Genomic DNA, 22,176 nt, shown 5'->3' on the forward strand with positions numbered 1-22,176 from the left:
TTTTCCTCCCAGGATTAGCCGGCTATTTAATGCGGGTCTCAGACGGTCTCCCAGCCGCCCGTGTCGCCGGCGCGGAAGATGGCGTCGATGACTTTCTGGTTGAGAACGGATTCTTCCAGCGTGAAAACCCGCTCCTTGCCGCCTTGCGCCGCCCGCGCGAAGGTCTCGACCTCCAGCCTGTATTGCTGCGTCCCAGGAAAGCGGAACACCTGCGCCTCGGTGTGATTCTGGTTGTGCAGTTCGACGCGGTGATGGTCGTACAGCCCGGCATTGAAGGGCGAGAATACTTCGATGAAACCCTTCTCGCCATGGAACACCATCACCTGGCGTGCCGCCATCTGGGTCGACAGGTAGAAGGACAGTTCGAAATCGCCGAAATCGGCACGGATCGAGGAATAGATGTCGGTGCCGAATGTCTTGTCGCGCTCGATCGTCGCCTGTACGCGCAGCGGCTCCTTGCCGGTCGAAAAGCGCGTCGACACGGTCGGGTAGACGCCGATGTCGGGCAGTGCACCACCGCCGAGATCGAGCTTGTTGCGCATGTTGTTGGGATCGACATTGTAGTAGGAGAACGCACCCTGCACATGGCGCAGCCGGCCGATGGCGCCGCTGGCGATGAGATCGCGCACCTTGATCCATTGCGGATGGTAGATGACCATGAAGGCTTCGCAGACCAGCACCTTCTTCTGGTCGCGCAGCTTGATCAGGGGCGCGATGTTCTTGGCGTCGAGCGCCAGCGGTTTTTCGACCAGCACATGCTTGCCGGCCTCGATGGCCTTGGCCGTCCATTCGACATGCTGCGACGTCGGCAAGGGGATATAGACGCCGTCGACTTGGTCGGAAGCGAGCAGCTCCTCATAGGAGCCGAAGGCATGGCGCGCGCCGAAGCGGTCGCCCAATGCCTTGGCCTTCGACAGGTCGCGGCTGGCGATCGCCGACAGCACGCCGTTCTCCGCCTCGACGATTGCTGGCAACAACTGCTCGCGGCCGATCTTTGCCGTCGACAACACACCCCATCGGAACATCGCGCTTCTCCTTGTCGGTTACAGGCAAGGAGGTTTGCCCGAAATCGCCGGAAAAGCCAATGCGGGTGCTCTGTTCCCCGCCCCACGAAGCTGTGGCGAGGAACCAGGTCGCGCCTAGCCCCTTCTCCCAGTCAGCGTCATGTCGAAATCGACGACGTTGGAATAGAGCGGCGTGCCGACATCCATGCCGTAGCGCGAGCGCAGCACCTTGCCGGTGACATGGAATTTGATCGTGCCACCCTTCAACCCGTCGAGTTCGGCGGTGAATTTTTCCGGAAACGTCTTGCCGCGCGCCGTCAGCCGGCCGGTGACGAGCGCCGTCGTGTCACCGGTCCGGCTCACGCTTGTCGAGCGGAACTGGATTTCGGGACTGTTGGTCGCATCGAACACCGCATCGGAGCGCAGGAAGGCATCGATGCGGCCCTGGCCGGTGCCGACACTTTCGGGATAGATGGTGAGGTCGACTTTCGAGCGCCCGACATCATTGTTGTCGATGCGGATCGTGCCCTTGAAACGGGCAAAGGCGCCATCGAAGCCGCCGCCGCCGGCCTTGCCGATGGTGAAGCGGATCGCGGAACCAGCCTGGCTGATCGTATAGCTGCCGGTGGCATCGCCGAGTACGACTGCCGCATTGACGGGCATGGCAAGACAGGCGGCGGCAGCCGCCAATCCGAGGATTCGCGCACGCATTGGATTGTTCCTTGTTCGGAGGCAACGCTCTCTCGCGTCCTCACCGCACCAACGAGATCAAGGCCCGTTCTATTCCCCGGTTGACGAAGGCGTGATCATGCGTGTCAGCACGCTGTCGCGCAGCAGGAAATGGTGGCGCAGGGCCGCGCAGACATGCAGCGCAACCAGCGCGATGCCGGCATAGGCGAGATACCAGTGCGCCGACGCCCAAAAACTTTCGGCGGCGTCGGATTCGGGCAGCGGCAGGTTGGGCATGACGAACAGGTTGAACGGCATGCTGGGGATTTCCAGCGTCGAGACCGAAACCAGCGCCCAGCCGGACAGAGGCAGGGCCAGCTGGAAGACATAGAGCGCCAGATGCGCCAACGGCGCCGAGCGGCGCTCCAGGGCGCCGACAGAAGGCGGCAAGGGCGGTGCGGCGTTGCCGAGCCGCCAGGCGATACGCAGGATGATGAGCCCAAGCAGCAGAAAGCCCAGTGATTTGTGCAGCTGGATCAGCTCGAAGGCGGTACGCTGGCTCTGGGTCCTGACCATGACGAAGCCGAGTGTGAACTGGCCGATGAAGATGATCCCGATCAGCCAGTGGAGGACGATGGTTGCCCAGCCATAGCGGGTCGTGGTGTTGGTGATGGTCTGCATGGGAGGCGAACGTTGGCGCGGTCAGCTTTCTTCCCCTTGCCGCCAAGGGGCAGAGTTGCCTACCCGCTCACCCTGAAGAAATCGACGAAAGCCCTCAGCGCCGGCCGCATCTGACGGCGGCTGGGGTAATAGACGAAGAATCCCTCAAAGGGCGGGCACCAGTCCTCCAGCACGCGGATCAGCCGGCCGTCGGCGAGCGGCGCGCGGACATAGTCCTCGAAGACGAAGGCGAGCCCGGCGCCGTCGACCGCCGCCTGGGCGATCAGATGGTCCTCGTCGAGGATCAGCGGTCCTTGCGCGGCAATTTCGATCTCCTCGGCGTCCTTCTCGAATTCCCAGCGGTAGAGGACGCCGCTGGAGAAACGGAAGCGGATGCAACGATGGTCCGCCAGCTCGCGCGGATGGCGAGGTTTCGGCATCGTCGCGAAATAGGACGGCGCGCCGACGACGGCGCCGCGAAGATCGGGGCCGATGCGCACCGCGATCATGTCGCGCTGCAGGCTTTCGCCGAGCCGCACGCCGGCGTCGAAACCGCCTTCGACCACGTCGGTGAAGCGGTCCTCGATGACGATCTCCAGCACGATCTCGGGATAGGCGGCGGCAAAGGCGCCGAGCCGCGGCGTCAGCGTCAGATGCGCAGCCGTGCGCGGGACGGTCAGCCTCAGATTGCCGGCAGGCCGGTCGCGCGCCTCGACGGCCGTTTCCAGCGCCAGGTCGATCTCGGACAGCGCCGGCCGCAAACGTTCAAGCAGCCGTGCGCCTTCCTCGGTCGGAGCGACGCTGCGCGTGCTGCGCGCCAAAAGGCGCACGCCAAGCCGTGCTTCCAGGCTGGAGACTGCGTGGCTGACCGCCGAAGGCGCGATCGCCAGTTCCCTGGCCGCGCCGCGAAAACTGCCGCATTGGGCAACGGTTGCCAGCACCGCAAGCTGTGAGAGATGCGCTCGGTTCATTGATCTATTTCTTGGAACGACCCGTACTAAGAAGAGCCGATTATCGAACGGACCGCAAGGCATTATTTCTGCCGCATCACAACAAGGAGACGCGTGATGAAAACCCGCAAACTCGGTACTGAACTCGAAGTCTTCCCGGTCGGCCTTGGTTGCATGGGCATGAGCTTTGCCTATGGCGGCCAGCCGGAAGCCGAGGCGATCGCCACTCTGCACCGCGCCGTCGAGATCGGTGTCACCTTCTTCGACACGGCGGAGGTCTACGGCCCCTTCGAGAACGAGATCCTGCTCGGCAAGGCGCTGAAATCGGTTCGCGGCAAGGTGACGATCGCGACCAAATTCGGCTTCAAGATCCTGGAGGAAGGCACCGGCATGGATCGCATGGCCGGTGTCGACAGCCGTCCCGAGCACGTCAAGGCTGTTGCCGAGGCGTCGCTGAAGCGGCTTGGCACCGATGTCATCGACCTCTACTACCAGCACCGTGTGGATCCGAACGTGCCGATCGAGGATACGGTCGGCGCCATGGCAGAGCTGGTGCGTGAGGGCAAGGTGCGGGCGCTGGGCCTGTCGGAGGCGAGCGCCGCCACCATCCGCCGGGCACACGCCGTACACCCGATCGCGGCCGTGCAGAGCGAATATTCGCTGTGGAGCCGCGACCCTGAAGACGATGTCTTCGCTGTCTGCCGCGAGTTGGGCATCGGCTTCGTGCCCTACAGCCCGCTCGGCCGCGGCCTGCTCACCGGCACCATCGCCAAGCCGGAGACCTTGAGCGACGATGACTGGCGCCGTGTCCTGCCGCGCTTCCAGGCCGATGCCATGGCCGCCAATGCCAAGGTTGTCGCCACGCTGGAGAAGATGGCCGCCGAGAAGGGCGTGACCTCGGCGCAGCTGGCGCTGGCCTGGGTGCTGCACCAGGGCGATTTCATCGTGCCGATCCCCGGCGCGCGGAAAATCCGGCACCTGGAGCAGAACACGGCGGCGGCTGGGATTGAGCTGAGTGTGGCGGAAGTGGCGGCGATTGGGGACGCGCTGTCGCCGGACAAGGTGATGGGCAAGCGGTATACGGAGGAGCTGCTGGCGCTGGTGAATGGATAGACCTTCAGCATAGGCTAGCTTTGAAACATTGGCGCGAGGCGCCCCCCTCTGTCCTGCCGGACATCTCCCCCACCAGGGGGGACTTGGCTGTCACCGGCGCTCTCGCAAATCGCCAACGTTGAAGGAAGGGCGGAGCCCTGAAACTGCCGATCTCCCCCCAAGTGGGGGAGATAGCCGGCAGGCCAGAGGGGGGCGCCTCGCACCGACATCCAAATTTCTGCCGCTCACCAAGGCACCACCGTAATCTCCGGCCAGTTCTCCTTTGCCCGCGCGCCCTTCACTTCATGCGTCCGCTGGTTGTCCATCACCCGGTTCGGCGTGATGCGAAACGAGAAGAGATCGTCGAGCTCGAACGGCGCCACCAGCTCCAATTGCCCATCGGCGCCGTAGCGCACCCCGACCGCATGTGTCTTTGAGGCGAAATAGCTGACGGACTCACTGGAACTCGTATAACGCGGGCAGGGCTGTCCGAACTTCTGCGGATACCACAGATGCACGCGGGCCTGGTTGCGCACTTCGACCGGTAGCGACAGTCCCTCGAAATACCGAGCCGCCCGGCGGATCACCGCGTCCTCTGCCTCATAGGACAGGTCGGAGTCGTCGAAATAGAAGAGGTCGACATCCCTGATGCCGTAGCCCGACGACTTGCCGGTCAGATGGTTCCAGACGCTGTTGTAGAGCGCGCCGGAAACCACCAGCCAATCCGGCAAGGCAAACGCGCGCACTCGTGCCAGCGTTTCGACAAGCAGCGGATCAGCCTCGACGATGCCGAGAAACGCACTTCGTTGTTTCTCAAACGGGAGCCCGGAATAACGCAAATGGTCCATCGCCCTTTGGAGGGCGATTCGCCATCTACCCGCAATCCTTTATCCCCGCAGCACGCCACCCGTTTGCTTGCCGACATTCTCGACGATGCGCTTGGCCAGCGCCTCGAAATCCTCGTCGGTCAGTGTCTTCTCGACCGGCTGGATAGACACTTCGACGGCAATCGATTTTTTGTCGGCTCCGAGCGACGCACCCTCGAAGATATCGAAGACCGAGACGCCAGTGATCAGCTTCTTGTCGGCGGCCAGTGCGGCACGAACAAGCGTGCCCGCCTCGACCACCTTGTCGACGACGAAAGCAAAATCGCGCTTCACCCCCTGGAAGGCGGAGAGTTCCAGCTTCGGCTTGGTCTTGGTCGGCTTTGCCTTCGGCTCGGGCACGGCGTCGACGAACACTTCGAAGCCGCATAGCGGCCCGGAGACATCGAGCCCTTCCAGCGTCTTCGGATGGAACTCACCGAACGTGCCGAGCACGGTCTTCGGACCGAGCTTGATGGTGCCGGAACGGCCGGGATGATACCAGGCCGGTCCGCCGGCCTCGATCTGCAGCCGTTCGACCGGCGCGCCGCAGGCTTCGAGTGCGGCGACCGCGTCGGCCTTGGCGTCGAACACCCCGACCGGACCGGAATTGCCGGCCCAGTTGCGGCCTGAGCCGTCGAGCTTGGCCGTGCCGCGGCGCACGCCGGCGGCGACGCGCCGCTGCTGGTCGGCGCCATCGCCCTCATAGGTGCCCGAGACCTCGAACAGCGCCACGTCGCCGATGCCCTTGTCGGCATTGCGCTGCGCAGCCGAAATCAGCCCCGGCAGCAGCGAGGGCCGCATGTCGGACATGTCGGCGGCGATCGGGTTGGCGAGTTTCAGCGCCGTCTGGCCGCCGCCGAACAGTTCGGCGTGCCTGGCCGGAATGAACGACCAGGTAACGGCCTCCATCATGCCGCGCACGGCAAGCGAACGCTTGGCGGCACGGGTGCGGATCTGCAGCGTCGTCAGGATCTTGCCGTTGACCATGTCATGCGCGCCGAGCGGCTGCGGCGCGATGTTGTCGACGCCATGGATGCGCATCACCTCCTCGACCAGGTCGGCCTTGCCGTCGACATCGGGGCGCCAGGAAGGCACGGTCACGTCGACGACGTCGCCCGATCCCTGCGCGTGGAAGCCGAGACGCGACAGGATGTCGAGGCTCTCCGCCTTTGGCACTTCGATGCCGGTCAGCCGCTTCACTTCCGACAGCGGAAGGGAAACGATCTTCGGCTGATGCCCGGCATAGCCGGCCACCTCCGTCTCCGTGGGCGTGCCGCCGCAGAAGTCGATCACCAGCTTGGTCGCCAGTTCGACGCCCGGCACCATGAATTCAGGGTCGACGCCGCGCTCGAAGCGATAGCGTGCATCGGTGATGATGCCGAGCGTCCGGCCGGTGCGGGCCGTGGTGATCGGGTCCCAGAGAGCGGATTCGATCAGCACGTCCGTCGTGTTCTCGTCGCAGCCGGAATGCTCGCCGCCCATGATGCCGGCAATGGATTCGACGCCATTATCGTCGGCGATCACGCACATTTCCGGCGTCAGCGTGTACTCGCGCCCATCGAGCGCCTGGACCTTTTCGCCATCCCTGGCGCGGCGCACGACCAGATTGCCGGCGACCTTGGCGGCGTCGAAGACGTGCAGCGGCCGGCCGCGGTCGAAGGTGACGTAATTGGTGATGTCGACCAGCGCGCTGATCGGCCTCAGCCCGATGGCGATCAGCCGCTGCTGCAGCCATTTCGGCGACGGCCCGTTCTTGACGCCCCTGACCAGCCTGAGCGCGAAGCCCGGGCAAAGCTCCGGCGCCTCGATCGTCACCTTCACCGGGCACATGCCGCTGCCGACATGCGGCATGATCGCGCCGCCGACGAGGCGGCCGAGGCCGCTCGCCGCCAAATCCCGGGCGATGCCAAAGACGCTGGTGGCATCGGGCCGGTTCGGCGTCAGATTGATCTCGATGACCGGATCGTCGAGATGGGCATAGGACGCAAAGCTGGTACCGACCGGCGCATCCGCGGGGAGGTCGATAATGCCATTATGTTCGTCGGACAGTTCCAGCTCGCGCTCGGAACACATCATGCCGTGGCTTTCGACGCCCCTGATCTTGCCGACCGCCAAAGTGACGTCGATGCCGGGCACATAGGTGCCGGGCGCGGCGAAGGCGCCGATCAGGCCGGCGCGAGCGTTGGGCGCGCCACAGACGACCTGCACCGGCGGCTTGCCGTCACCAGTATCGACGGTCAGCACCCGCAGCCGGTCGGCGTCGGGATGCTGCACTGCCGTCAACACCTTGGCAATGACGAAGGGTTTCAGGCCTGCCTTGTCGTCGACATGCTCAACCTCGAGGCCGATCGAGGTCAGCCGCTCGACGATCTCGGCCAGCGTGGCGTCGGTCTCAAGATGATCCTTGAGCCAGGAGAGGGTGAATTTCATTGGGCTGTTCCGTAATGGCTGGCGGCAGGAGTCTTCAGGGGTGTCACGCGCTCAAGCCTCCGAACAGCGTCGGCATGTCCAGCGGCCGGAAGCCGTAATGCGACAGCCAGCGCACATCCGCGTCGAAGAAGGCGCGCAGGTCCGGCATGCCGTATTTCAGCATGGCGATGCGGTCGATGCCCATGCCCCAGGCAAAGCCCTGGTATTCGTCGGGGTCGAGCCCGCCGGCCCTGAGCACATTGGGATGCACCATGCCGCAGCCGAGAATCTCCATCCAGTCGGTGCCTTCACCGAAGCGCACTTCGCCCGGCCGCGAGCGGTCGCACTGGATGTCGACCTCGAGGCTCGGCTCGGTGAACGGGAAGAAGGACGGCCGGAAGCGCATCTTGACCTGCGGCACTTCGAAGAAGGCCTTGCAGAATTCTTCCAGCACCCACTTCATGTTGGCGACGTTGGCCGACTTGTCGATCACCAGCCCCTCGACCTGATGGAACATCGGCGAATGGGTGGCGTCGGAATCCTGGCGGTAGGTCTTGCCGGGAATGACGATGCGGATCGGCGGCTTCTGCTTCTCCATGGTGCGGATCTGCACCGGCGAGGTGTGGGTGCGCAACAGCTTGCGTTCGCCGTTCTCGTCCGGCTGGAAGAAGAAGGTGTCATGCATCTCGCGCGCCGGATGGCCTTCCGGGAAATTCAGCGCGGTGAAATTATAGTAGTCGGTCTCGATATCGGGACCTTCGGCGATGGCGAAGCCGAGATCGCCGAAGATCGCCGCGATCTCGTCGATGACCTGGCTGATCGGATGGATGCGGCCGCGCTCGGCCGGCGACTGCCGCACCGGCAGCGTCACGTCGACCTTTTCGGCGGCCAGCCGGGCGGCGATCGCCACATCCTTCAGATCAGCCTTGCGGGCCGTCAGCGCCTCGGTGACGCGGTTCTTGAGGCCGTTGATGGCGGGGCCCTTGACTTGGCGCTCCTCGGCGGTCATGGCGCCAAGGGTTTTCAGCATCTCGGACACGGTGCCCTTCTTGCCGAAGGCAGCGATGCGCACGGCCTCGATGGCCGGCTCATCGGCGGCCGACGCGATCTCAGCCATCAGGGAATTTTCGAGCGTATCCAAGCCGGTAGTTGCGTCGTTCACGGTCAAACTCGCTACGTTGGAAGTCAGCTTTAAAGTGAAAGTCACTTCTAAGTTGAAAGTTCAGGCATCAGAGACAAAAGAACCCGCGCCAGCCGTGCCAGCGCGGGTTCCCCAAATCAGAATTGCGAATGCTTGGGAAGCGCTGGGCTCGGAGCCCGATCCCGAAAAGTTGCAGACTTTTCGGAAAAGATCGCGCTCCTCGCTAATTTCCCTGGAGCATGATGTTGTCCAAAAAGTCAGAAACTTTTTGGCATCATGCTCTAGGCGACAGCGCTTTCAAAAGCGTTCGGCGTGGTGTTCTTCAGGTATTCGAGCGCGACCTTGGCCTTGGCGACCAGGGCGGCGAAAGCCTGCGGCTCGTGGATGGCCATGTCGGACAGGATCTTGCGATCGATCTCGATGCCGGCCTTGTTCAAACCGTCGATGAAACGGCCATAGGTCAGGCCGTGCTCGTGGGTCGCGGCGTTGATGCGCTGGATCCACAGCGCGCGGAACGAGCGCTTGCGGTTCTTGCGGTCGCGATAAGCGTACTGCAGCGACTTTTCCACCGCCTGCTTGGCGATGCGGATGGTGTTCTTGCGACGTCCGTAGAAGCCTTTCGCGGCTTTCAGGACCTTCTTGTGCTTGGCGTGCGAGGTGACGCCTCTTTTTACGCGTGCCATGTCATGATCTCCTTAAAACTTAAAGGCCGTTCGGAAGAAAATTCTTGATGACCTTCTTGCCATCCGGTTCAGCCAGAACCATCGTGCCGCGGGCATTTCGAATGAACTTGTTGGAACGCTTGATCATGCCGTGACGCTTGCCGGCAGCAGCCGACAGCACTTTACCCGTACCTGTGATCTTGAACCGCTTCTTGGCGGCCGATTTGGTCTTCATCTTGGGCATTTTGCTACTCCGTATTGTTGGCGCACGATCGCGCTTCTTGTTCGCTTCGGGCCGACCAAAGCCCGAAAAGCAAATGAAACCGCCACGGCATGCCCTGCCGGGCGGTTTTCTTGGAACGGCGGTGCTATAGATCAAAGATGGCGCGGGCGCAACACCTCAGGCCGTGCGACGCACTGTCCCCTCTCAGGGCAGCCTGAACCACACCGGCAGCACGCCCGACAGTTGCGCGCCGTCGATCAGTTCGAAAGCCGGCAGCGCAATGAGAAACACCAGCCCGTCGAGCAGTGTGGTCAAAAGCAGGCGCGGCTTGAAGCTGCCGGTGTCGCCTTCCTGGTAGAGCGAAAGCTTGGGGAAGAAGCGCGGCACGCGCGCCAGATAGTCCGCATAGGGTGCGCCGAGCGCCTCCTTGAGGAATTTCTCCTCGCGCAGGATGACGATATGGAAGGCACCGGCGCACAGAACCGCGAAAAGGATGATGCCGGAGAACGAGCCGATCTGCGCGCCGACGCCGGCGGCGGCGACGGTCGAGAACACGTAGAGCGGATTACGGGTGATCGAGTAGGGGCCGCCGGTCACTACCTCGGACGACTTGCGTCCGCCTATATAGAGCGTCGCCCACAGGCGCCCGACGATGCCGAGGAAAATCAAGAGCACGCCGAACATCTCGATCGATTCATGGACCGGCGTGTCCGGCGGGAAGGTCGACTGGCCGAAAAGCAATGCCAGAAACAGCACCACCACGAGCACGGCAAGCACCAGCCGGCGCATCTGCTGGTAGTTGCCCAGCCCGTGTTTGTATTCTGTGTCCAAGATTGGGATCCGATCGTCGAGGAGCCTGGCCGGCGATCGCAGCTCTAGCCAGGAATGGCGTCCCGCCGATCGCCGGGACGCCTCTGTAGCACAATTCAGGCGGATTTTGGCGCGATGACGAGGCCTGACGTCATCGTGATCCAAGCGGGTTCCGCAAAAGTGTCCACGGTTTTGCGGTGAGAATCCGCGACAACCATGGAAACTATGCAGACGACGCGTTGCGAAGCGACCGGAGTCTGCTTAGCGCGGCGCCAGCACCATCATCATCTGGCGGCCTTCGAGCTTCGGCTCGGCTTCCACCTTGGCGATGGTCGCCACTTCCTCGCGCACCTTGTTCAGAAGCTGCATGCCGAGTTCCATATGCGCCATCTCGCGGCCGCGGAAGCGCAGCGTCAGCTTGACCTTGTCGCCTTCCTCGAAGAAGCGGCGAACCGCCTTCATCTTGGTCTCGTAGTCATGGCTGTCGATGTTCGGGCGCATCTTGATCTCCTTGATCTCGATGACCTTCTGGTTCTTGCGCGCCTCGGCCGCCTTCTTCTGGTTGGCGTATTTCAATTTGCCGAGATCGAGGATTTTTACGACGGGGGGCACCGCGTTGGGCGATATTTCGACCAGATCGAGCCCGGCCTCTTCGGCGAGCAGCAATGCGTCGTTGATGGAAACATCGCCGCGGTTCTGGCCTTCGGCGTCGATAAGCTGGACCCGGGGAACCCGGATGTCACGGTTGGAGCGCGGCCCATCCTTGGTCGGCGCCGCTGCTTTGAAAGGTCTGCGAATGGTCGTGGTCTCCTTGGCCGTTTCGTTCAGGGTTCGTATGAATCTGTGCGCGGACGCGCCAATGTGGGAAGCGCGCGGCGCAAGTCAATAGCACAGCGTTCTCAAGAAATCACCTGATCACGAGCCTGTGCCAAGCAAAGAAACATCGCGAGCACTTTCCGCCTTGCCTTTGGCCGTGCCAAAAGCGAGGCGTGAAAAAAACCGGGACCGCCCCACAGCCATGACCGCCGCTCCGACCTTTCTGCATGTTGATGAATCCGATATCGCCGTGCGCCATGCGGGTGGCTCGACGCCCGGCATCGTCTGGCTCGGCGGCTACAAGTCGGACATGCTGGGCACGAAGGCCGAGACGCTGTCGGACTGGGCGGCACGGGAAGGCCGGGCCTTCCTGCGCCACGACTATTCGGGCCATGGCGAATCCGGCGGCGCCTTCGCCGACGGTACGATCTCGAAATGGCTTGCGCAAAGCCTTGCGGTTTTCCGGCATTTCGCCAAGGGCGATCAGGTCCTGGTCGGCTCGTCGATGGGTGCCTGGATCGCGCTGCGCATGGTGCAGGAGTTGCGCAAGGCGGGCGATGCAAGCGTCGTCGGCCTGGTGTTGCTGGCGCCGGCACCCGATTTCACCAGCGACCTGATCGAGCCGGTGCTGACCGAGGCGCAGAAACGCGACCTCGCCGAAAAGGGGTTCTTCGCGGAGCCGTCGGACTATTCCGCCGAGCCTTACGTCTACACGCGCGCGCTGATCGACGACGGGCGCGAAAACCGGGTGATGACCGGGCCGATCGACACGCATTGCCCGGTTCACATCCTGCAGGGGCTGGCCGATGCGGACGTGCCATCGAGCCACGCGTTGAAGCTCGCCGCCCTGCTGCCGGCCGACGATGTCACGCTGTCGCTGATCCCCGACGGCGACCATCGCCTGTCGCGCCCGCAGGATCTCGACATGCTGGTGCGGGCGGTCGGCGACATCGCCGGACGAGGCAAGTGACGATGCGCCTTTCCATCCCGATCTCCGCTTTTGTCGCGGCAATCGTCGGTTTCGGCGGCACGCTGGCCATCGTCATCGCCGCCGCCAAGGCGGTCGGCGCGACGCAGGTCGAGACGGCGAGCGGTGTGACGGCGATCTGCCTGGCCATGACGGTCGAGTGCCTGTTGCTGTCATGGCGCACGAAAATGCCTGTCATCACTGCCTGGTCGACGCCGGGCCTGGCACTGGTCGCCGCCTCGAGCGGCTTTTCGATGGGCGAGGCCGTCGGCGCCTATATCGTCACGGGCGTGCTGTTGGTCGCGACCGGCCTGTTTGGGCCGCTGACCCGGCTGATATCGAGAATACCGGCTTCGGTCGCCTCAGGCATGCTGGCCGGCATCGTCGTCACCTTCGCCATCAATGCCATGAAAGCCATTCCGGCGGACCCCTGGCTCATCCTGCCGCTGATCGCGGCATTCTTTGTCATCCGGCTGTTCAATCCGGCGCTGTCGGTACTGGCGGTGCTGGTCGGCGGCGGCCTTGCCGCCTTCCTTACCGGCCGTGTCGGCGGCTTGCCCGCGCCCGAACTGTCGACGCTGACGTTTATTGCTCCCCATTTCACCGCCAAGGCGATTATCGGGCTGGCGCTGCCGCTTTATCTCGTCACCATGGCCTCGCAGAACCTGTCGGGGCTGGCGGTATTGCGGGCGGCCGGCTACCACCCTGAACCTGGGCCGCTGATCGGTATCACCGGCCTGTTTTCGCTGCTGTCGGCGCCGTTCGGGGCCGGAACCACCAATCTGGCGGCCATCTCGGCGGCCATTTGCACCGGACCTGACGTTCATCCCGACCCCGCCGAGCGCTGGAAGACGGGTCCGTTCTATGCGCTTGCCTATCTGATCTTCGCGATTTTCGGCGCTTCGCTGGTGGCGATCTTCGCCGTCCTGCCGCAGAGCCTGATCGTGCTGGTGGCGGGCCTGGCGCTGATGGCCTCGCTGGCCAACGCGCTGGCGATTGCGCTCAAGGACGAAGGCAACCGCATGGCCGCCACCGTCACCTTCGTCGTCACCGCCTCCGGGCTGACGCTGTTCGGCGTCGGCGCGGCTTTTTGGGGCCTTGTCGCCGGGCTGGTCGTGCTTTTCCTCGATATGCTCAAAAAGCGATAATCATTTCAGAACCTTGTTCGGTTTTGGCGGACATTGTCTTGAATCGCCGTTTTCGCCTTCCCATTTCGATTCCACGCAGCCGGTCCTGGCTGTCTCCAACCGAAGGAATGGGAGAAAATGAACACATCTGCATTGATCCGCCCGGCCTGGACGCCGGCGACCATCGCGTTGATGGTGATCGGCTTCATGGTGTTCTGGCCGCTCGGCTTCGCCATGCTCGCCTACATCATCTGGGGCGACCGGCTCGAGGGCTTCAAGCGTGACGTCAACCGTGCGACCGACGGCATCTTCGCCGGCTGCCGCCGTGGTTCCGACAAGGCCGCGCGCTGGGGCAATGGCTCCGCCCGCACCGGCAACGTCGCTTTCGACGATTGGCGCGAAAAGGAGCTTGAGCGTCTGAACGAAGAGCGCCGCAAGCTCGACGAGATGCTGACCCAGTTCGACGAGTACGCTCGCGAATTGCGCCGCGCCAAGGATCAGGACGAGTTCGACCGGTTCATGGCCAACCGCAACAAATCGACGGCTCCGGCGAAGACCGACCCGAGCACCGGAACGACGCCCACCAAGCGTGGCAAAGGCTCGAACCTGCTCGACGACTGAGGCCCAGCGACAGGGCCAAGGTATGATGACGGCGTCGCGCGAGCGGCGCCGTTTCTTTTTTGTTCTATTCGTTTTCCTCGAATCGCGTATCGTCCCGCCATGACCATCGGGTTCTTCCGCAATCTGACGAAGCCCAAGCCCACGCCTGCCGTGGAACGGGAATACTGTGTCGCCGGGCGTACGCTGCCGCTCAAGATCGTCGAGAGCGCCAGGGCAAAGCGCCTGACGCTGCGCATCGATTCCGGCGGCCAGGGCCTGCGCATCACCGTGCCGCCAGGCCTGCGGCGCGGCGAGGTCGACAGGTTCCTCGACCGCCACCAGGACTGGCTGGAGCAGCGTCTGGCCAAGGTGCCGGCTCGTCCTCAAGTAAGACCAGGTATCAAGATCCCGGTGCGCGGCGTGCCGCATCGCATTGTCCACGAACCGTCAAAGCGCGGCACCGTCACCATATCGCGCGACGAGCGCGGCCCGCTGCTGATCGTGCATGGCGAGCGCATCCATCTGCCGCGCCGCATCGCCGATTTTTTGAAGCGCGAGGCCAAGAAGGATATCGAGAAGCTGGTGGTCAGGCATACGGAAGCGCTCGGCAAGCGCGCCAAGGCGATCCGCTACAAGGACACCTCCAGCCGCTGGGGCTCCTGCACCTCGGAAGGCAATCTGTCCTTCTCCTGGCGCATCATGATGGCGCCGCAGCCTGTCATAAACTACCTCGTCGCGCATGAAGTGGCGCATCTCAAGGAGATGAACCACGGCCCGAAATTCTGGAAATTGTGCGAAAAGCTCTGCCCCGACACGGACCGCTGCAAGGATTGGCTGAAGCGCAACGGCGGCGCCCTGCAGGCGATCGTTTTCGAATAGGGATAGCGGACGGCGGCGTTTCAGCTACCGGCCACGCACTCAATCGTCATTCGCCGCATTGAGCTCATCCGGCCGCAACCCTTCATCGCCATGATGCGGCCAGGGCAGAAAGTTGCGGTCGAAGGCATCGCCGCCGAAATAATCCAGCGCCCGATGCGCTTCGGCGCCGTTGAAGGCGGCCTTGTCCATGAGATGCGCGATCACCTCGCGCGCCTGCGCGATCTTCTGCTTCAGTTCGGCAACGGTCTGGTCGGCCATGGCTGTGCTCCCGCCTTGCATGCTGTCCATCCATAGGTAGCGCCTTTGGCCTTGCCGGCAAACAGCATGCTTTTTCTCGACTCTTGGCGCTTTTCATGTCAATTCCCGCGCCATGGCGCTCGATATCAAGATCTGCGGCTTGAAGACCGATCAGGCAATGGCTGCGGCCCTGGCCGGCGGCGCCAGCCATGTCGGGTTCATTTTCTTCGCCAAAAGCCCGCGCTATGTCGAGCCGGCCGAAGCCGGACGTCTGCGCCAAGCGGCGCGCGGCAAGGCCCTGGCGGTTGCCGTCACCGTCGACGCCAATGACCCCTTCCTCGATGAAATCGTGGAAAAGATGCGGCCCGACATGCTGCAACTGCACGGCTCCGAAACCTCCGAGCGAGTGGCCGAACTGAAAGCCCGCCATGGCCTGCCGGTGATGAAGGCGTTGCCGCTCAGCGAGGCTGCCGATCTCGAACGGATAAAGCCGTTCGTCGGCATCGCGGACCGCTTCCTGTTCGACGCCAAGCCGCCAAAGGGCTCGGAACTGCCGGGCGGCAATGGCGTCGCCTTCGACTGGCGTATCCTTGCCGGCCTTGACGCCGGGATCGATTACATGCTTTCCGGTGGGCTCAACGCCGCCAACATCGGCGATGCCCTTCGGCTTGCAAACCCGCCCGGAATAGACATTTCCTCGGGCGTGGAGAGTGCGCCGGGCGTCAAGGATCCGGCGCTGATCGAACAGTTTTTCCGGGCCGTCAGGGCCGCGCGGGACGACCGCGCCGCCTGAACAAATTTCGAACCCTGAGCATGTCCCGGAAAAGTGGGAACCGGTTTTCCGACACGGACATGCTCAAAGTACAGATCTAGGAGATCGGCGATGAACAAGCCGGCGACACCCAATTCCTTCCGCACCGGGCCTGACGAACAGGGTATGTTCGGCATTTTCGGCGGTCGTTTCGTTGCCGAAACGCTGATGCCCCTCATCCTCGACCTGGAGAAAAACTGGAACGAGGTCAAGAACGATCCGGATTTCAGAGCCGAGCTGACCGATCTATCCACCCATTATGCCGGGCGGCCGTCAAAGCTCTACTTCGCCGAAGGCCTGACGAAGCATCTTCGTGACGTTTCCTCGGCGAAGGGCCTCGGGGGCGGCGCGAAAGTCTATTTCAAACGCGAGGATTTGAACCACACCGGCTCGCACAAGATCAACAATTGCCTCGGCCAGATCCTGCTGGCCAAGCGCATGGGCAAGAAGCGCATCATCGCCGAGACCGGCGCCGGCCAGCATGGCGTCGCGTCCGCCACCGTCGCCGCCCGCTTCGGCTTTCCCTGCGTCGTCTATATGGGCGCGACCGACGTTGCCCGGCAGAGCCCCAACGTTTTCCGCATGAAGCTGCTCGGCGCCGAAGTGCGGCCGGTGACCGCGGGTCACGGCACGCTGAAGGACGCCATGAACGAAGCCCTTCGTGACTGGGTGACCAATGTCGAGGATACCTATTATTTGATCGGCACCGCTGCCGGCCCGCATCCCTATCCGGAGCTGGTGCGCGACTTTCAGTCGGTGATCGGCACCGAGGCACGCGCGCAGATCCTCGAACAGGAGGGACGGCTGCCCGACACCATCATCGCCGCCGTCGGTGGCGGTTCCAATGCCATCGGCATGTTCCATCCCTTCCTCGATGACAGGCAAGTCCGCATCATCGGCATCGAGGCCGGCGGGCGCGGCCTCGACGGCATCGAGCATTGCGCCTCGATGAATGCCGGCTCTCCCGGCGTGCTGCACGGCAACCGCACCTATCTCCTGCAGAACGCCGACGGCCAGATCATGGACGGCCATTCGATCTCGGCCGGCCTCGACTATCCCGGCGTCGGCCCGGAGCATTCCTGGCTGCGCGATTCCGGCCGTGTCGAATACGTGCCCATCCTCGACGACGAGGCGCTCGAAGCCTTCAAGCTGACGACGCGCGTCGAAGGCATCATCCCGGCGCTGGAATCGGCGCACGCCATCGCCCATGCGGTCAAGATCGTACCCGCCATGGACAAGGACCAGATCGTCATCGTCAACCTGTCCGGCCGTGGCGACAAGGACGTGCACACGGTGGCCTCGATGCTGGGCATGGAGATCTAGGCCCTTTGGACAGTTTCGATTTGGGAGTTGATTATGAGCAAAATTCGTCCAAAGGGCCAGACATGACCACCCGCATCGACCGCCGCATGGCGAAGCTGAAGACCGAGGGCCGCCCGGCGCTCGTCACCTATTTCATGGGTGGCGACCCCGACTATGCGACCTCGCTGTCGATCATGAAGGCGCTGCCCAAGGCGGGCGCCGACGTGATCGAGATGGGGATGCCGTTCTCCGACCCGATGGCCGACGGCCCGGCGATTCAGGCCGCCGGCCTGCGCGCACTGAAGGGCGGCCAGACGTTGGTGAAGACGCTGAAATTGGCGTCCGACTTTCGCGCCGGCGATGACGAAACGCCTATCGTGCTGATGGGCTATTACAACCCGATCTACATCTACGGCGTCGATCGCTTCCTCGTCGACGCCAAGGCGAGCGGCATCGATGGGCTCATCGTCGTCGACCTGCCGCCGGAAATGGATGAGGAACTGTGCATTCCGGCGCTGAAGGCCGGCATCAACTTCATCCGGCTGGCGACGCCGACAACCGACGACAAGCGCCTGCCCAAGGTGCTGCAGAACACCTCCGGCTTCGTCTACTACGTCTCGATGACCGGCATCACCGGTGCGGCACTCGCCGACACCGGCAAGGTGGCGTCGGCGGTCAAGCGCATCAAGGGTCACACCGACCTGCCTGTCTGCGTTGGCTTCGGCGTCAAGACCGCCGAACAGGCGCGCGTCATCGGCGCCAATGCCGACGGCGTGGTGGTCGGCACGGCGATCGTCAACGCGGTCGCCAATGTGCTGGGGCCGAAGGGCGAAAAGACCGCCGATCCGGCCGAGGCCGTCGCCACGCTGGTCAGCGGCCTGGCGCAAGGCGTGCGCTCGGCCCGCCTTGCTGCTGCCGAATAGTTTTCCTAGGTCTTTACCTCTTCGTCAGGACAGGAGCCGAAGCGATGAACTGGATCACCAATTACGTTCGCCCGAAGATCAACTCGATGCTCGGCCGACGCACCGACATGCCCGAGAATCTCTGGATCAAGGATCCCGAGACCGGCGAGATGGTGTTCCACAAGGATCTGGAATCCAACCAGTTCGTCATCCCGTCCTCCGGCCATCACATGAAGATCTCGGCCAAGGAGCGGCTGAAATTCTTCTTCGATGACGGCAAGTACGAGACCCTGGACAACCCCAAGGTCATGCAGGATCCGCTGAAATTCCGCGACGAGAAGCGCTATGTCGACCGGCTGAAGGACGCCAAGGCCAAGACCGGCCTGGAAGACGCCATCATCAATGCGCTGGGGACCGTCGAGGGCCTGCCGGTGGTGGTGACGGTGCAGGATTTCGCCTTCATGGGCGGCTCGCTCGGCATGGCGGCGGGTGATGCCATCGTACATGGCTTCGAGGTCGCCTTGCAGCGCAAGCGGCCGCTGATCCTGTTCGCCGCTTCCGGCGGCGCCCGCATGCAGGAAGGTATTTTGTCCCTCATGCAATTGCCGCGCACCACGGTCGGCGTCGACCGGCTGAAGGAAGCCGGCCTCCCTTATATCGTCGTGCTGACCAATCCGACCACCGGCGGCGTCACCGCCTCCTACGCCATGCTGGGCGACGTGCACATTGCCGAGCCCGGCGCGCTGATCGGTTTTGCCGGGCCGCGTGTCATCGAGCAGACCATCCGCGAGAAATTGCCGGACGGCTTCCAGCGCTCCGAATATCTGATGGAGCATGGCATGGTCGACATGGTGGTGTCCCGGCTGGAGATGCGCCAGACGATCGCGCGTCTGCTCAAGATGCTGCTCAAGATGCCGGAAGAGCAAAAGCCGCTGGAACCGGAAATCCTGCCGCCGGCCGTGCTTGCCGCCGAAGCCCGGCCACAGGCTTGACGCTACGATGGCCGGAGGTGACCCCGGCCTGGCGCGACATTGGCCGCCGCGAACAGCGATTGCGCGCCGCCCATGACGCGCTGTAGCCTTTTGATAGCCGTGGTCATTGCGGGAGCGATTCTGGCTCTCGGGCCATGCGCCGGGATTGTGCCATGACGACGCTTGCCGCCGACCGCGAAATCGAAGCCCTGATGGCGCTTCACCCGAAAGGCTTCGACCTTTCGCTCGATCGCATCACGCGGCTGCTGGAGCGGCTGGACAATCCGCAGGATTTGCTGCCGCCGGTCATCCACATTGCCGGCACCAACGGCAAGGGCTCCTGCGCCGCCTTCTCGCGGGCGCTGCTGGAAGCTTCCGGCCGCCTCGTCCACGTCCACACTTCGCCGCATCTGGTCAGCTGGCACGAGCGCTACAGGCTGGCCGCCGAGGGCGGCGGCAGGCTGGTCGACGATGACATCTTCGCCGAGGCCATCGCCCGCGTCGCCAAGGCCAATGCAGGCCAGAAGATCACCGTCTTCGAAATCCTCACCGCCGTCACCTTCATCCTGTTTTCGGAACATCCGGCCGATGCCGCCATCATCGAGGTCGGTCTTGGCGGCCGCTTCGACGCCACCAACGTCATCGCGCGGCCGGCCGTGTCGGTGATCATGCCGGTGTCGATGGACCACGAGGCCTATCTCGGCGACCGTGTGGAGCTGATCGCCGCCGAAAAGGCCGGCATCATGAAACGCGGCTGTCCCGTGGTCATCGGCGCCCAGGAAAGCGAGACGGCGCTGCAGGTGCTGATCGACACCGCCGAGCGGCTGGAATGCCCGACCCTCGTCTATGGCCAGGATTTTCTCGCTTTCGAGGAAAACGGCCGCATGGTCTACCAGGACGATGATGGCTTGATGGACCTGCCCTCGCCGCGCCTGCCCGGTCGCCACCAATTCGCCAATGCCGCCGCCGCGATCGCCGCGGTCAAGGCCGCCGGCTTCGAGATCAGCCACCGCGCCGCCGAGAAGGCGATGACCAACGTCGCCTGGCCCGGCCGCATGCAGAAGCTGGTGCAGGGCAGGCTGGCGGAACTGGCGCCGAAGGGCGCCGACATCTGGCTCGACGGCGGCCACAATCCGGGCGCCGGCGTGGTCGTCGCCGAAGCGCTGGCCGAGCAGGAAGAAAAGAACCCGCGCCCGCTCTTCCTCATTTCGGGCATGATCAACACCAAGGACCAGAGCGGCTATTTCCGCGCCTTCAAGGGCTTGGTCAGGCATGTCTACACGGTGCCAGTGAGCCAGAGCGACGCCGGCGTGCCGAACGACGAACTGGCGGTCCGCGCCACGGAAGCCGGGCTGACGGCCGAACCGGTAAGCTCCGTCGCCAGCGCGCTCATGCTGCTGCGCGACACCTGGGACGGCCCGCCGCCGCGCATCCTGATTGGCGGGTCCCTCTATCTGGCCGGTGCGGTGCTGGCCGAAAACGGCACGCCGCCGACTTGATAGCCTGACAATGTGCGCCTTGCCCGATTCAGAAGTCCCACGGCGAGATCATCTCGAGGCTGGTGGCGCCAAAGTCGCTGGGATTGCGTGTCGCCAACCGGCCTCCATTCACGCGCGCTATCGCTGCGATCATGCCATCGGGCGCTGACATGCCGCGGCCTTGGCGCGTCGCGGCCCCCATAATCTCGCCGTAAGCCAAGGCCGCCTCTTCCGTCAGCCCAAAAATCCGGTCGGCAAATCGATGGCGCCATCGTGAAAGTCCCTGCTCCAGCCGATCGGCTCGCTCATCGGGCCGTATCTTTTGAATGCCAAAGGCGATTTCCGCAATCGTCACCGTGGGAAGGGCCAGTTCGGCGTCGTTGCGGACGAGCCACGCCAGCACGGCCGGGTTCGGCGCCTTCTTGAAGGACTCCGAAATCACGTTGGTATCGACGAAAATCAAAGCTCAAGCCCTGAATGAACCTGGCGAGCTTCGTGAATAACTTCCTCCAGATCGATGTCGACGCCGGCGCTCGCGATCAGGCTGGCATAGAAGGTTGATGCGGGTTCGCGGCCCGCTTCACGGATTTCGTATGATTCAAGCGCACGTTCGACCACATCGGCTATCGAACGATTTTCGCGACGAGCAAGTCTGTGAGCCAGGTCGCGTGCTTTTGCGCTGCGGACTGAGAGCTGTGGTTCGGCCATGTCAAACTCCCGTTTGGAAAGAGCTATAGACCGATCAGCACCTGCCATCAAGATGGCAGGGGATGGCATGCCAGCACATCGTGCCGATCAGTCGATGAATTTCCCGGTGTAAACTATCGGCGAGCGAATGGCCCTATTTCAGCTCGATCTCGATAAAAGCGTATTCGCCGTCATTGGCGCTGATGACGTCGTGTTCGACGCCCTCCTTGCGGAAATAGGGGGAACCTTTCTTCATCTCGGCGAAGGTTTCGCCGTCCTTGGTCACCAGCTTCAGCTTGCCGTCCATCAGCGGCACCACGACATAGTCGTGGCCGTGCCGATGCCAGCCAGTGTTGTCGCCCGGCTGGAAGCGGTATTCGGTGACGATGACGCGCTCATTGTCGATGAAGACTGTGGCCTTGGCGGATCCGGTCATTTCTCTCTCCTGCTTCTGGCGCCAAGAGAAGACATGGAGGGCGCCGATGTGAGTGCCAGAGCGGCGCACCGATGGCGCCAACAAAAAGCCCGGCGCGATGGCCGGGCTCAATGCTTCGAATTCAGATGGTATCAGGCGAGATTGCCATTGACCCAGTGCGACAGCGCGGTCTTGGGCGCGGCGCCAACCTTGATGTCGGCCACTTCGCCGCCCTTGAAGATCATCAGCGTCGGGATCGAGCGCACGCCAAACTGGGCGGCAAGCTCGGGATTCTCGTCGATGTTGAGCTTGGCGATCTTGACCTTGGCGCCGAGTTCGGTGGCGATGTCCTCAAGCGCCGGTGCGATCATCTTGCAGGGGCCGCACCACTCCGCCCAGAAATCGACCACGACCGGTACCTGGGCATTGAGAACATCGGCCTGGAAATTGTTCTTGTCGACCTTGACGGTGGTCATGCGGAAATCCTTTCGAAATTTT

General features: G+C 63.3%; 26 protein-coding genes. 10 read left to right on the forward strand and 16 right to left on the reverse strand.

The genetic code is table 11. From position 1 onward, the window contains the following. Positions 1–38: 38 nt before the first annotated feature. From EN850_RS11165 to EN850_RS11180, 4 genes are all read right to left on the reverse strand, one after another. Positions 39–1,025, reverse strand: a complete 987-nt coding sequence (locus EN850_RS11165; protein ID WP_136091242.1) for a Gfo/Idh/MocA family oxidoreductase — start codon at positions 1,023–1,025, stop codon at positions 39–41. Between the two features lie 114 nt (positions 1,026–1,139). Next, on the reverse strand, positions 1,140–1,715 hold the full coding sequence (locus EN850_RS11170; RefSeq protein WP_127278794.1) for a YceI family protein: 576 nt from the start codon (positions 1,713–1,715) through the stop codon (positions 1,140–1,142). A gap of 69 nt (positions 1,716–1,784) precedes the next feature. Further along, positions 1,785–2,354 (reverse strand): cytochrome b, encoded by a 570-nt coding sequence (locus EN850_RS11175; protein ID WP_127278795.1) that lies wholly within the window; start codon positions 2,352–2,354, stop codon positions 1,785–1,787. Between the two features lie 59 nt (positions 2,355–2,413). Continuing rightward, positions 2,414–3,304 (reverse strand): LysR family transcriptional regulator, encoded by an 891-nt coding sequence (locus tag EN850_RS11180; RefSeq protein ID WP_136091243.1) that lies wholly within the window; start codon positions 3,302–3,304, stop codon positions 2,414–2,416. A gap of 96 nt (positions 3,305–3,400) precedes the next feature. Here EN850_RS11180 and EN850_RS11185 point away from each other — a divergent pair, with 96 nt between their 5' ends. Continuing rightward, a complete protein-coding gene (locus tag EN850_RS11185) occupies positions 3,401–4,396 on the forward strand; it encodes an aldo/keto reductase (RefSeq protein WP_136091244.1) in 996 nt (331 codons plus the stop codon). A 224-nt stretch (positions 4,397–4,620) separates the two neighbouring features. On the opposite strand, the gene EN850_RS11195 is transcribed toward EN850_RS11185, so the two are convergent. The 7 genes from EN850_RS11195 to infC all read right to left on the reverse strand — a co-directional run bounded on the left by EN850_RS11195 (position 4,621) and on the right by infC (position 11,284). Further along, a complete protein-coding gene (locus tag EN850_RS11195) occupies positions 4,621–5,223 on the reverse strand; it encodes a nucleotidyltransferase family protein (RefSeq protein WP_135932723.1) in 603 nt (200 codons plus the stop codon). 39 nt (positions 5,224–5,262) lie between these two features. Next, a complete protein-coding gene (gene pheT, locus EN850_RS11200) occupies positions 5,263–7,671 on the reverse strand; it encodes a phenylalanine--tRNA ligase subunit beta (protein ID WP_136091245.1) in 2,409 nt (802 codons plus the stop codon). 43 nt (positions 7,672–7,714) lie between these two features. Then, positions 7,715–8,767, reverse strand: a complete 1,053-nt coding sequence (pheS, locus tag EN850_RS11205) for a phenylalanine--tRNA ligase subunit alpha (protein WP_245464460.1) — start codon at positions 8,765–8,767, stop codon at positions 7,715–7,717. A 305-nt stretch (positions 8,768–9,072) separates the two neighbouring features. Next, positions 9,073–9,474 (reverse strand): 50S ribosomal protein L20, encoded by a 402-nt coding sequence (rplT, locus tag EN850_RS11210; RefSeq protein WP_006201247.1) that lies wholly within the window; start codon positions 9,472–9,474, stop codon positions 9,073–9,075. 19 nt (positions 9,475–9,493) lie between these two features. Beyond that, positions 9,494–9,697, reverse strand: a complete 204-nt coding sequence (rpmI, locus tag EN850_RS11215) for a 50S ribosomal protein L35 (protein ID WP_006201248.1) — start codon at positions 9,695–9,697, stop codon at positions 9,494–9,496. A 183-nt stretch (positions 9,698–9,880) separates the two neighbouring features. Continuing rightward, on the reverse strand, positions 9,881–10,507 hold the full coding sequence (locus EN850_RS11220) for an isoprenylcysteine carboxylmethyltransferase family protein (protein ID WP_127873321.1): 627 nt from the start codon (positions 10,505–10,507) through the stop codon (positions 9,881–9,883). Positions 10,508–10,747: 240 nt separating this feature from the next. Next, the gene (infC, locus tag EN850_RS11225; RefSeq protein WP_010912915.1) at positions 10,748–11,284 is read right to left on the reverse strand and encodes a translation initiation factor IF-3; all 537 of its coding nucleotides are present in this window, start codon (positions 11,282–11,284) and stop codon (positions 10,748–10,750) included. 220 nt (positions 11,285–11,504) lie between these two features. On the opposite strand from infC, the gene EN850_RS11230 reads away from it, so the two are divergent. The 4 genes from EN850_RS11230 (at position 11,505) to EN850_RS11245 (ending at position 14,875) form a co-directional block, all read left to right on the forward strand. Beyond that, positions 11,505–12,272 carry an alpha/beta hydrolase gene (locus EN850_RS11230; RefSeq protein WP_136091246.1) on the forward strand — a complete coding sequence of 256 codons (768 nt, stop codon included), beginning with the start codon at positions 11,505–11,507 and terminating at the stop codon, positions 12,270–12,272. Positions 12,273–12,274: 2 nt separating this feature from the next. Next, on the forward strand, positions 12,275–13,417 hold the full coding sequence (locus tag EN850_RS11235) for a benzoate/H(+) symporter BenE family transporter (protein WP_135862529.1): 1,143 nt from the start codon (positions 12,275–12,277) through the stop codon (positions 13,415–13,417). Positions 13,418–13,534: 117 nt separating this feature from the next. Then, positions 13,535–14,017, forward strand: a complete 483-nt coding sequence (locus EN850_RS11240) for a DUF2852 domain-containing protein (RefSeq protein WP_127873324.1) — start codon at positions 13,535–13,537, stop codon at positions 14,015–14,017. A gap of 99 nt (positions 14,018–14,116) precedes the next feature. Beyond that, entirely contained in the window at positions 14,117–14,875 is a 759-nt protein-coding gene (locus tag EN850_RS11245) for a M48 family metallopeptidase (protein ID WP_127873325.1), read from the forward strand. Positions 14,876–14,914: 39 nt separating this feature from the next. Here the strand turns inward: EN850_RS11245 and EN850_RS11250 are convergent, their stop codons facing one another. After that, a complete protein-coding gene (locus tag EN850_RS11250; RefSeq protein ID WP_135862525.1) occupies positions 14,915–15,133 on the reverse strand; it encodes a hypothetical protein in 219 nt (72 codons plus the stop codon). Between the two features lie 112 nt (positions 15,134–15,245). On the opposite strand from EN850_RS11250, the gene EN850_RS11255 reads away from it, so the two are divergent. The 5 genes from EN850_RS11255 (at position 15,246) to EN850_RS11275 (ending at position 20,597) form a co-directional block, all read left to right on the forward strand. Continuing rightward, positions 15,246–15,905, forward strand: a complete 660-nt coding sequence (locus EN850_RS11255; RefSeq protein ID WP_136091247.1) for a phosphoribosylanthranilate isomerase — start codon at positions 15,246–15,248, stop codon at positions 15,903–15,905. A 90-nt stretch (positions 15,906–15,995) separates the two neighbouring features. Further along, positions 15,996–17,246 (forward strand): tryptophan synthase subunit beta, encoded by a 1,251-nt coding sequence (trpB, locus tag EN850_RS11260; protein ID WP_135862522.1) that lies wholly within the window; start codon positions 15,996–15,998, stop codon positions 17,244–17,246. A gap of 62 nt (positions 17,247–17,308) precedes the next feature. Further along, positions 17,309–18,148 (forward strand): tryptophan synthase subunit alpha, encoded by an 840-nt coding sequence (gene trpA / locus EN850_RS11265; protein WP_135917034.1) that lies wholly within the window; start codon positions 17,309–17,311, stop codon positions 18,146–18,148. A 44-nt stretch (positions 18,149–18,192) separates the two neighbouring features. Next, on the forward strand, positions 18,193–19,119 hold the full coding sequence (accD, locus tag EN850_RS11270; protein ID WP_127279848.1) for an acetyl-CoA carboxylase, carboxyltransferase subunit beta: 927 nt from the start codon (positions 18,193–18,195) through the stop codon (positions 19,117–19,119). Positions 19,120–19,271: 152 nt separating this feature from the next. After that, entirely contained in the window at positions 19,272–20,597 is a 1,326-nt protein-coding gene (locus EN850_RS11275; RefSeq protein WP_136091248.1) for a folylpolyglutamate synthase/dihydrofolate synthase family protein, read from the forward strand. Positions 20,598–20,625: 28 nt separating this feature from the next. On the opposite strand, the gene EN850_RS11280 is transcribed toward EN850_RS11275, so the two are convergent. The 4 genes from EN850_RS11280 to trxA all read right to left on the reverse strand — a co-directional run bounded on the left by EN850_RS11280 (position 20,626) and on the right by trxA (position 22,154). Further along, a complete protein-coding gene (locus EN850_RS11280) occupies positions 20,626–21,039 on the reverse strand; it encodes a type II toxin-antitoxin system VapC family toxin (protein WP_136091249.1) in 414 nt (137 codons plus the stop codon). Further along, entirely contained in the window at positions 21,036–21,284 is a 249-nt protein-coding gene (locus EN850_RS11285; protein ID WP_127280589.1) for a plasmid stabilization protein, read from the reverse strand. The genes EN850_RS11280 and EN850_RS11285 overlap by 4 nt, the downstream gene beginning before the upstream one ends. A 133-nt stretch (positions 21,285–21,417) precedes the next feature. Continuing rightward, a complete protein-coding gene (locus EN850_RS11290) occupies positions 21,418–21,699 on the reverse strand; it encodes a cupin domain-containing protein (RefSeq protein ID WP_127873332.1) in 282 nt (93 codons plus the stop codon). A gap of 131 nt (positions 21,700–21,830) precedes the next feature. Further along, positions 21,831–22,154, reverse strand: a complete 324-nt coding sequence (gene trxA / locus EN850_RS11295) for a thioredoxin (protein ID WP_015314366.1) — start codon at positions 22,152–22,154, stop codon at positions 21,831–21,833. Positions 22,155–22,176: the final 22 nt, after the last annotated feature.

Source organism: Mesorhizobium sp. M8A.F.Ca.ET.207.01.1.1, from assembly GCF_004794715.1.
Classification (GTDB): domain Bacteria; phylum Pseudomonadota; class Alphaproteobacteria; order Rhizobiales; family Rhizobiaceae; genus Mesorhizobium.

Excerpts from the sequence above, each read along its gene's own strand:
- EN850_RS11180 (WP_136091243.1), bottom strand. The coding sequence starts at position 3,304 with ATGAACCGAGCGCATCTCTCACAGCTTGCGGTGCTGGCAACCGTTGCC.
- EN850_RS11240 (WP_127873324.1), top strand. The coding sequence starts at position 13,535 with ATGAACACATCTGCATTGATCCGCCCGGCCTGGACGCCGGCGACCATC.
- trxA (WP_015314366.1), bottom strand. The coding sequence starts at position 22,154 with ATGACCACCGTCAAGGTCGACAAGAACAATTTCCAGGCCGATGTTCTC.
- EN850_RS11185 (WP_136091244.1), top strand. The coding sequence starts at position 3,401 with ATGAAAACCCGCAAACTCGGTACTGAACTCGAAGTCTTCCCGGTCGGC.
- EN850_RS11165 (WP_136091242.1), bottom strand. The coding sequence starts at position 1,025 with ATGTTCCGATGGGGTGTGTTGTCGACGGCAAAGATCGGCCGCGAGCAG.
- rpmI (WP_006201248.1), bottom strand. The coding sequence starts at position 9,697 with ATGCCCAAGATGAAGACCAAATCGGCCGCCAAGAAGCGGTTCAAGATC.
- EN850_RS11245 (WP_127873325.1), top strand. The coding sequence starts at position 14,117 with ATGACCATCGGGTTCTTCCGCAATCTGACGAAGCCCAAGCCCACGCCT.
- EN850_RS11290 (WP_127873332.1), bottom strand. The coding sequence starts at position 21,699 with ATGACCGGATCCGCCAAGGCCACAGTCTTCATCGACAATGAGCGCGTC.
- pheS (WP_245464460.1), bottom strand. The coding sequence starts at position 8,767 with ATGGCTGAGATCGCGTCGGCCGCCGATGAGCCGGCCATCGAGGCCGTG.
- rplT (WP_006201247.1), bottom strand. The coding sequence starts at position 9,474 with ATGGCACGCGTAAAAAGAGGCGTCACCTCGCACGCCAAGCACAAGAAG.
- EN850_RS11275 (WP_136091248.1), top strand. The coding sequence starts at position 19,272 with ATGACGACGCTTGCCGCCGACCGCGAAATCGAAGCCCTGATGGCGCTT.
- trpB (WP_135862522.1), top strand. The coding sequence starts at position 15,996 with ATGAACAAGCCGGCGACACCCAATTCCTTCCGCACCGGGCCTGACGAA.
- EN850_RS11250 (WP_135862525.1), bottom strand. The coding sequence starts at position 15,133 with ATGGCCGACCAGACCGTTGCCGAACTGAAGCAGAAGATCGCGCAGGCG.
- pheT (WP_136091245.1), bottom strand. The coding sequence starts at position 7,671 with ATGAAATTCACCCTCTCCTGGCTCAAGGATCATCTTGAGACCGACGCC.
- EN850_RS11230 (WP_136091246.1), top strand. The coding sequence starts at position 11,505 with ATGACCGCCGCTCCGACCTTTCTGCATGTTGATGAATCCGATATCGCC.
- EN850_RS11175 (WP_127278795.1), bottom strand. The coding sequence starts at position 2,354 with ATGCAGACCATCACCAACACCACGACCCGCTATGGCTGGGCAACCATC.
- trpA (WP_135917034.1), top strand. The coding sequence starts at position 17,309 with ATGACCACCCGCATCGACCGCCGCATGGCGAAGCTGAAGACCGAGGGC.
- EN850_RS11195 (WP_135932723.1), bottom strand. The coding sequence starts at position 5,223 with ATGGACCATTTGCGTTATTCCGGGCTCCCGTTTGAGAAACAACGAAGT.
- EN850_RS11235 (WP_135862529.1), top strand. The coding sequence starts at position 12,275 with ATGCGCCTTTCCATCCCGATCTCCGCTTTTGTCGCGGCAATCGTCGGT.
- EN850_RS11285 (WP_127280589.1), bottom strand. The coding sequence starts at position 21,284 with ATGGCCGAACCACAGCTCTCAGTCCGCAGCGCAAAAGCACGCGACCTG.
- accD (WP_127279848.1), top strand. The coding sequence starts at position 18,193 with ATGAACTGGATCACCAATTACGTTCGCCCGAAGATCAACTCGATGCTC.
- EN850_RS11255 (WP_136091247.1), top strand. The coding sequence starts at position 15,246 with ATGGCGCTCGATATCAAGATCTGCGGCTTGAAGACCGATCAGGCAATG.
- EN850_RS11170 (WP_127278794.1), bottom strand. The coding sequence starts at position 1,715 with ATGCGTGCGCGAATCCTCGGATTGGCGGCTGCCGCCGCCTGTCTTGCC.